This is a genomic window from Streptomyces sp. NPDC054883, assembly GCF_053610645.1.
In genome coordinates, this window is the sequence record NZ_JBSGYT010000002.1 from 257,324 (window position 1) to 264,836 (window position 7,513).

Below are 7,513 nucleotides of genomic sequence, written 5' to 3' on the forward strand. Positions count from 1 at the left end.
CCCGGTCCGCAACCGAACCCCGCCGGCGTCCTCACCACCCGGCGGGGTTCGCCGCGTCCACGGCGAACACCGAGCCGTCGGGCGCGGACGCGTACACCGCGCCGTCCGCGACGACGGGCGCGGGCAGGGAAGCCGCGAAGGTGCCCTGGCCGTCGCCCATCCGCGGCCTGGTCTGTCCCACCAGCCGCCCGTCCGCGGCCTCGACCGCGAGCAGTCGCCCGTCGGGCGCCGTCAGGTAGACCCGCCCGCCGGCGACCGCGGGCCGGGACGCGACCGCCAGGCCGGTCTCCAGCCGCCACCGCTCCCGCTCCGGGCCCACCGCCGCCAGGCCGCCCGCCGATCCCACCAGGTACACGACGCCGTCGGGGCCCGCCGTCGCCTGCACCTCGTACAGCGGGACCGCCAGGCTGACCCGCCGCACCGTGCGCGTCGCCAGGTCCACGCGGACGACGGCGTCCGTCTTGCCCTGCGCGTCGTTCGCCAGCAGGTACGCGCCGCCCTGCACGGTGGCGACCGGCTGGAGGAGCCCCGCGGTACGCAGCTGCCAGCGCACCGCGCCGTCGCCCGGGTCCACCGCCGCCACCAGGGTCCGGCTGCCGTCGGGCTCGCGGGTCGCCACGTACAGCGCGGGCTTGCCCGAGGCGTCCGGGCCGGCCCACCACAGCGAGCCGGTCCCGCCGATCCGCCGGCTCCACTTCGGCGTGCCGGTCGCCGGGTCCAGCAGGGTCGCGGTCCCGTCGGAGCCGGCCGTCAGGACGTGACCGGCCTCCGCGATGACCTGGGCCCCGCCGGGCAGGGTCCGCTGCCAGCGCCGGGCGCCGGTCGCGGGGTCCAGCGCCTGGAGCACGTCGCTGCCCGCCCCGGCCACCAGGACGAGGCCGCCCGCGTACAGGGGCGCCCGGGCGGGGGCCGGCCCGGGGGCCGCCTGCGCGGGCACCGTCCACCCCGGGGCGCCGGTCGCGGGGTCCAGCCGGGCCGCCGCCAGCCCCTGCCCCGAGCAGTACAGGGCCGAGGTGCCCCAGGAGCAGGCCCCGGTGCGCTTCCCGGCGCCGGGCCCGCCCAGCGGCACCGACCAGGGCGCGAAGCGCTTCGCCGGGCCGGCTTCCGCCCGCTTCGGGGCCGCCGGCCCCGTGGAGTCGTCCCCCGTGGCGGAGCCGAGGTAGCCGCCGACGGCGCCGCCCGCGAGCAGCACCACCAGCCCCGCCGCCCAGGCCGTCCGGGTCCGGCGGCGCGCCGGGCGCCGTCCGCCCTCGCCGCGGGGGGTACCGCCAACTGGAGCGGCCTCCCGCCGGTGCGTATCGACCTCGGCGGCCCCGCCGACCCCGCTCCGGGCGGGCCGTCGCGGGGTCGCCGGGAACGTCTGGGTGTCCTCGCCGGTGGGGTAGGCCAGCGCCCGCATCTGCGCGATCAGCGCGTCGGCGCTCGGCCGCTCGGCCGGGTCCTTCGCCAGGCAGCGGGCGACCAGCGGGGCGAGCGGCCCCGGCAGCCCCGTCAGATCGGGCTCGCCGTGCACCACCTGGTACGCGACGAGGTAGTGGCTGTCGGAGTCGAACGGGCCGCGCCCGGTCGCCGCGTGCACCAGGACGGCGCCCAGCGCGAACACGTCGGCGGCCGAGCCGACTTCGCGCGGCCGCTGGAACTGCTCCGGCGCCATGAACGGCGGCGTCCCGATCAGCTTGCCCGTCTCGGTCCGCAGGTCGCTGTCGGCGGGCCGCGAGATGCCGAAGTCGATGACCCGCACCCCGTCGGGCGCCATCAGCACGTTGCTGGGCTTGAGGTCCCGGTGCACCACGCCCGCCCGGTGGATGTCCCGCAGCGCCTCCGCCAGCCCGGCGGCGAGCCGCGTCAGCTCCGCCGGGTCCAGCACGCGTTCCCGTACCCGCTCGGCCAGCGTCGGCGCGTCGATGAACAGGGTGGCCATCCAGGGCCGTTCGGCATCAGGATCGGCGTCCACCACCGGCGCGGTGAACGCCCCGCTCACCCGCCGCGCGGCCGCGACCTCCTGCCGGAACCGCGCCCGGAACTCCGGGTCCACCGCGTGCTGCGCGTGCACCACCTTGACGGCGAGTTTCAGCCCCGAACTGGAGGCGGCCAAGTGGACGACGCCCATACCGCCGGAGCCGAGCACGGATTCGAGCCGGTAGTGCCCGGCGTACTCGGGAAAGCCCGCGTGTTCCGCACGCCGCGCATGCACCACTCACCACCCCCGCCGGAGCCTAGTCGATGGCCCGTGCGAACATCCAAGGGCTTGCGGCCCCGCGCGCGTTGTGCGGGGCATGGCCCATGGGGGGAGTTTTCGCATGACTGTTGAGAACGATTCGAGCCAGGTCCAGAGCCTGTCCGGCTCCGGTTTCCCGACGTTCCCGGTCGCTCCGGGATACCAGGTCAACGTCCGCACCGGCCCCGGCACCGGCTACTCGATCTCCCGGGTGCTGCCGCTCGGCGCGTACGTCTCCATCCACTGCCAGTGCGACGGCACCACGGTCTCCGGTCCCTACGGCACCACGGCCATCTGGGACTGCGTCGGCAACGGCGAGTTCGTGTCGGACGCGTACGTGAAGACGGGCAGCGACGGGTACGTGGCCACCCGCTGCGGCTGACCCGCCGGGCGGACCGCTGCGGCCGCCCACCGTTCCGCCGGCTGAGACGCACCCGGACGGGTGCGTCTCGGGCTGGAATAATCGGCGTCGTGAGCGACGACCAGCGAGACCAGACCCCCGCCGAGCCGGCCCCGGCCGCCGCCGGACCGCGCCCCGAGCCCCTCCGGTTCTTCGGCACCACCTGGGTCGACCACGACGGCGGCTACGCCCTGCGCCGCGCGGGGGTCGCCGCCGGGTCCCTGCTCTCCGCCTTCGCCGCCGCCTACCTGCTGCGCTTCGCCTATGAGGGGCTGGAGATCGGCGACGTGGGCCCGTTCCTCAGCATCTCCGTCGTCGTCCTCTTCGCGATCGCCAGCGCCATCGCGTTCGTCAAGACCTGGGAGTCGTTCAGCCGCCGCCCCCGGCCGTCCTCCGACGAGTCCGCCCTCAAGGGGCTCAAGGCCATCGGTTTCATCGGCTCCCTCATCGCATACTTCCTGCGCAGCCTGAGCGAGGCCCCGGGCGAGAAGCTCCACCGCGCTGAGTACGATCAGGCCGTCGCCGAATCCGCCCGCCGCCGCAGCACCCGTACGGGCAACCCGGCCGCGCGGCGACCCAAGCGCAAGAAGTAACGCCGCGGGGCCCTCCCGCGGTCCGCCACCCACCCGGCCTGTTGACGCCCCGGCACCGCCAGGAGCATTATTCATCACATGATGAATAAGCCGCCCGACGGCGGCACGTCCGCCGTCCACGCCCACGCCCTCACCGTCCGCCGGGGCACCGGCCGCCGGCCCCGCACCGTCCTCGACGACCTCGCCTTCGACGTGCCCCGCGGCCGCATCACCGGCCTCCTCGGCCCCTCCGGCTGCGGCAAATCCACCCTCATGCGCTCGGTCGTCGGCACCCAGGCCCACGTCACCGGCACCCTCGACGTCCTCGGCCGGCCCGCCGGCCACCCCGAGCTGCGCTCCCGCCTCGGCTACGTCACCCAGGCGCCCTCCGTCTACGACGACCTCACCGTCCAGCAGAACCTCGACTACTTCGCCGCCGTCCTCGACCCGGGCCGGGCCGCCGCCGAACGCCGCCGCGCCGCCGTCACCCGGGCCATCGCCGACGTCGACCTCACCAGTCACGCCACCGCCCTCGCCGGGAACCTCTCCGGCGGCCAGCGCAGCCGCGTCTCCCTCGCCGTCGCCCTCCTCGGCGCCCCCGAACTGCTGGTCCTCGACGAACCGACCGTCGGCCTCGACCCCGTCCTGCGCCGCGATCTCTGGAACCTCTTCCACGACCTCACCGCCACCCGCGGTACCACGATCCTCGTCTCCAGCCACGTCATGGACGAGGCCGAGCGCTGCCACGACCTGCTCCTCATGCGCGAGGGCCGCATCCTCGCCCAGGACACCCCCGACGGGCTCCGCACCCGTACCCACTGCGCCACCGTCGAAGAAGGCTTCCTGCGCCTCGTCGACGAGGCCGACGCCCGAGCCCGGGAGCAGACCCGATGAACGCATCCCGCACCACCGCCACCGCCGGCCGCGTCCTGCGCCAGCTCCACCACGATCCGCGCTCCATCGCGCTGATGCTGCTGGTCCCCGTACTGATGCTGACGCTGCTCCGCTTCGTCTTCGACGGCAACGACCACACCTTCGACGGCATCGGGGCGTCCCTCCTCGGGATCTTCCCCCTCATCACCATGTTCCTGGTGACCTCGATCGCCACCCTGCGCGAACGCACCTCCGGCACCCTCGAACGCCTCCTCGCCATGCCGCTCGGCAAGGGCGACCTCATCGCCGGCTACGCCCTCGCGTTCGGCGCCGTCGCCGTCGTCCAGTCCCTCCTCGCCACCGGACTCGCCCTCTGGGTCCTCGGCCTCGACGTCGTCGGTTCCCCGTGGCTGCTCCTGCTCGTCGCCCTCCTCGACGCGCTCCTCGGCACCGCCCTCGGCCTGTTCGTCTCCGCCTTCGCGGCCTCCGAGTTCCAGGCCGTCCAGTTCATGCCGGCGGTTATCTTCCCCCAGCTGCTGCTCTGCGGCCTCTTCGCCCGGCGCGACACCATGCACCCGGTCCTCGAAGGCCTCTCCGACGTCCTGCCCATGTCCTACGCCGTCGACGGCATGACCCAGGTCCTCACCCACACCGACATGACCGCCGACTTCATCCGGGACGCCGTCATCGTCGCCGCCTGCGCCCTGCTCGTCCTCGCCCTCGGCGCCGCCACCCTGCGCCGCCGCACCCCGTAGGGGGCCACCGACCGCACTGCGGACACCAAGGCCCGGCGCCCCGCCCGGATGCAAGGATGAGGACATGACCCAGACAGTCGCCGTCCTCGGCACCGGAAAGATCGGCGAGGCCCTGCTCAGCGGGATGATCCGCGGCGGTTGGCCGGCCGGAAAGCTCCTCGTCACCGCCCGCCGCGCCGAACGCGCCGCGGAACTGCGCGACCGCTACGGCGTCGAGGCCGTCAGCAACGCCGAGGCCGCGAAGCGGGCGGACACCCTCATCCTCACCGTCAAGCCGCAGGACATGGGCAAGCTCCTCGAAGAGCTCGCCCCGCACGTCCCCGCCGACCGCCTGGTCATCAGCGGCGCCGCCGGCGTCCCCACCTCCTTCTTCGAGGAACGGCTCGCCCCCGGCACCCCCGTCGTCCGCGTCATGACGAACACCCCCGCCCTCGTCGACGAGGCCATGTCCGTCATCTCGGCCGGCAGCCACGCCACCGCGGCCCACCTCGCCCACACCGAGGAGATCTTCGGCGGCGTCGGCAAGACCCTGCGCGTCCCCGAGTCCCAGCAGGACGCCGCGACCGCCCTCTCCGGCTCCGGTCCGGCCTACTTCTACTTCCTGGTCGAGGCCATGACGGACGCCGGCATCCTGCTCGGCCTGCCCCGCGCCCAGGCCCACGACCTGATCGTCCAGGCCGCCATCGGCGCAGCCGTGATGCTCCGCGACAGCGGCGAGCACCCCGTCAAGCTCCGCGAAGCCGTCACCTCCCCGGCCGGTACGACCATCAACGCCATCGTCGAGCTGGAGAAGCACGGCGTACGGGCGGCCCTGATCGCCGCCCTGGAAGCGGCCCGCGACCGCAGCCGCGAGCTCGCCTCCGGCAACAGCTGACACCGGTACGGTCCCCGCCCCCGGGCGGGGGCCGCCACCGCCTCCGCTGCGGAGCTCCGGCCCTCAGGGCTCCAGCAGCCCGATGGCCCGGTACGCCCGGTCCACCACCGGCCGCGCCAGGCCGCGCGCCCGCTCCGCCCCGGCCCGCAGCACCCGCTCCACCCCGCCGGGATCGGCCGCCAGCTCGGCGTGCCGCTCCTGCACCGGGCGCAGCACCTCCACCACGGCCTCGGCGACGTCCCGCTTGAGCGCCCCGTAACCCGGGTACCGGTCGGCCAGCGCGGCCGGCTCGGCGCCCGTGCAGGCGGCGAGGATGTCGAGCAGGTTCGCCACCCCCGGGCGGGTGGCCCGGTCGTAGACGACCCCGCCGTCCCCGCTGTCGGTGACGGCCCGCATCACCTTCTTGGTGATCACCGCCGGCTCGTCGAGCAGATAGACGATGCCCGCCCCGTTCTCGTGCGACTTCCCCATCTTGGACGCCGGGTCCTGCAGGTCCATGACCCGCGCGGCCACCGTGGGCAGCACCACCCGCGGCACGGTGAAGGTGTGCCCGTACCGCTGGTTGAACCGGACCGCCAGATCGCGGGCCAGCTCCACGTGCTGCCGCTGGTCCTCACCGACCGGCACCTCGGCGGTCCCGTAGGCGAGGATGTCGGCGGCCATCAACACCGGATACGTCAGCAGCGACAGCCGCACGCCGTCTCCGGCGGCCCGGGCCCCGGCCGCCTTCTCCTTGTACTGGATCATCCGCCGCAGCTCGCCGTCGGTGGCGGTGCACTCCAGCAGGTACGACAGGCGGGTGTGTTCGTCCACGTGGCTCTGCACGAACAGCGTGCACTTGCGCTCGTCCAGCCCGGAGGCGAGGAACAGGGTGGCGGCCTGCCTGCTGAGCCGCCGCACCCGCGCCGGATCGTGGTCGATGGTCAGCGCGTGCAGGTCCACCACGCAGAACAGCGCGTCCTGCGGTTCCTGCTCGGCCGCGACCCACTGCCGCAGGGCGCCCAGGTAGTTCCCCAGCGTCAGGTGCCCGCTCGGCTTGATCCCGCTGAAGATCCTCGTCATGTCCGTCTCCCTGTGTGAGTGCCCGTACGGCCGGGCGGCCGTCGGTTCGGTGGCGCCGCGTGGGGCGACCGAGCCACTCCGGAGGGAGAAACAGAAACGGCCGCCGAAGCGGCGGCCGTGAGCGCATGCGTGCTCGCGTGGAGGTCGGCCGCCGTCAGGCGGCCCACCAGCGAAGGCCGGTCGTGAGCGCATGCGTAGTCATGGACAGAGGCTAGCGGGGAGGGGCGGCCGCCCGCCAGGGTTGACACACCTGTGGCAGATCCGTAAGGTTCTTCGAGTTGTCCGACGTGAGCGCCGACCCCGGTCGGTCCCCGGACAGCCATCCCGCACTACACATTCGAACGAACGACGCACTTCGTCGTCCCGTTTTCATGCGTATTTGCGAATGAGGAATCCGTGTCCGAGGACGCAGCCGCCGATTGGCTTCGGGGGCAGGGAATCCGCTACTGTCTCACTCGCCGCGAGGGCCCAACAGTCCGAACGGCAAATCCCGCTGACCGGGAGTCAGGCCCGAAAGGATCTGATAGAGTCGGAATCGCCGGAAAGGGAAACGCGAAAGCGGAGAACTGGAAAGTGAACCCCGCTTCGACCGGGAATCGGGCACGAAAGAGTCTGATAGAGTCGGAAACACAAGAACAAAGGAAGCGCCCGGAGGAAAGCCCGCGAGGGTGAGTACAAAGGAAGCGTCCGTTCCTTGAGAACTCAACAGCGTGCCAAAAATCAACGCCAGAAGTTGATACCCCGTCCACTTCGGTGGAT

8 protein-coding genes are annotated in these 7,513 nt (G+C 73.4%); 5 read left to right on the forward strand and 3 right to left on the reverse strand.

The features are described 5' to 3' along the window. Window positions 1-31 precede the first annotated feature (31 nt). Entirely contained in the window at window positions 32-2,194 is a 2,163-nt protein-coding gene (locus ACWGH1_RS03640) for a protein kinase domain-containing protein (protein WP_453408388.1), read from the reverse strand. Window positions 2,195-2,300: 106 nt separating this feature from the next. Here ACWGH1_RS03640 and ACWGH1_RS03645 point away from each other — a divergent pair, with 106 nt between their 5' ends. From ACWGH1_RS03645 to proC, 5 genes are all read left to right on the forward strand, one after another. After that, window positions 2,301-2,600 (forward strand): peptidase, encoded by a 300-nt coding sequence (locus ACWGH1_RS03645; protein WP_453355726.1) that lies wholly within the window; start codon window positions 2,301-2,303, stop codon window positions 2,598-2,600. Between the two features lie 89 nt (window positions 2,601-2,689). After that, window positions 2,690-3,211 (forward strand): hypothetical protein, encoded by a 522-nt coding sequence (locus ACWGH1_RS03650; protein WP_453355725.1) that lies wholly within the window; start codon window positions 2,690-2,692, stop codon window positions 3,209-3,211. A 78-nt stretch (window positions 3,212-3,289) separates the two neighbouring features. Then, window positions 3,290-4,084, forward strand: coding sequence for an ABC transporter ATP-binding protein (locus ACWGH1_RS03655; protein WP_453355724.1), 795 nt, complete (start codon window positions 3,290-3,292; stop codon window positions 4,082-4,084). Further along, entirely contained in the window at window positions 4,081-4,818 is a 738-nt protein-coding gene (locus tag ACWGH1_RS03660) for an ABC transporter permease (protein WP_453355723.1), read from the forward strand. Before ACWGH1_RS03655 ends, ACWGH1_RS03660 begins: the two co-directional genes overlap by 4 nt. Before the next feature lie 64 nt (window positions 4,819-4,882). Then, a complete protein-coding gene (gene proC / locus ACWGH1_RS03665; RefSeq protein WP_136217535.1) occupies window positions 4,883-5,692 on the forward strand; it encodes a pyrroline-5-carboxylate reductase in 810 nt (269 codons plus the stop codon). Window positions 5,693-5,755: 63 nt separating this feature from the next. Here the strand turns inward: proC and trpS are convergent, their stop codons facing one another. Beyond that, window positions 5,756-6,754 (reverse strand): tryptophan--tRNA ligase, encoded by a 999-nt coding sequence (gene trpS, locus ACWGH1_RS03670; protein WP_453355722.1) that lies wholly within the window; start codon window positions 6,752-6,754, stop codon window positions 5,756-5,758. Between the two features lie 451 nt (window positions 6,755-7,205). Then, a partial coding sequence (locus ACWGH1_RS03675; RefSeq protein ID WP_453408389.1) for a hypothetical protein occupies window positions 7,206-7,513 on the reverse strand: 308 nt, incomplete at its 5' end.

Excerpts from the sequence above, each read along its gene's own strand:
- ACWGH1_RS03645 (WP_453355726.1), top strand. The coding sequence starts at position 2,301 with ATGACTGTTGAGAACGATTCGAGCCAGGTCCAGAGCCTGTCCGGCTCC.
- ACWGH1_RS03655 (WP_453355724.1), top strand. The coding sequence starts at position 3,290 with ATGATGAATAAGCCGCCCGACGGCGGCACGTCCGCCGTCCACGCCCAC.
- ACWGH1_RS03660 (WP_453355723.1), top strand. The coding sequence starts at position 4,081 with ATGAACGCATCCCGCACCACCGCCACCGCCGGCCGCGTCCTGCGCCAG.
- proC (WP_136217535.1), top strand. The coding sequence starts at position 4,883 with ATGACCCAGACAGTCGCCGTCCTCGGCACCGGAAAGATCGGCGAGGCC.
- trpS (WP_453355722.1), bottom strand. The coding sequence starts at position 6,754 with ATGACGAGGATCTTCAGCGGGATCAAGCCGAGCGGGCACCTGACGCTG.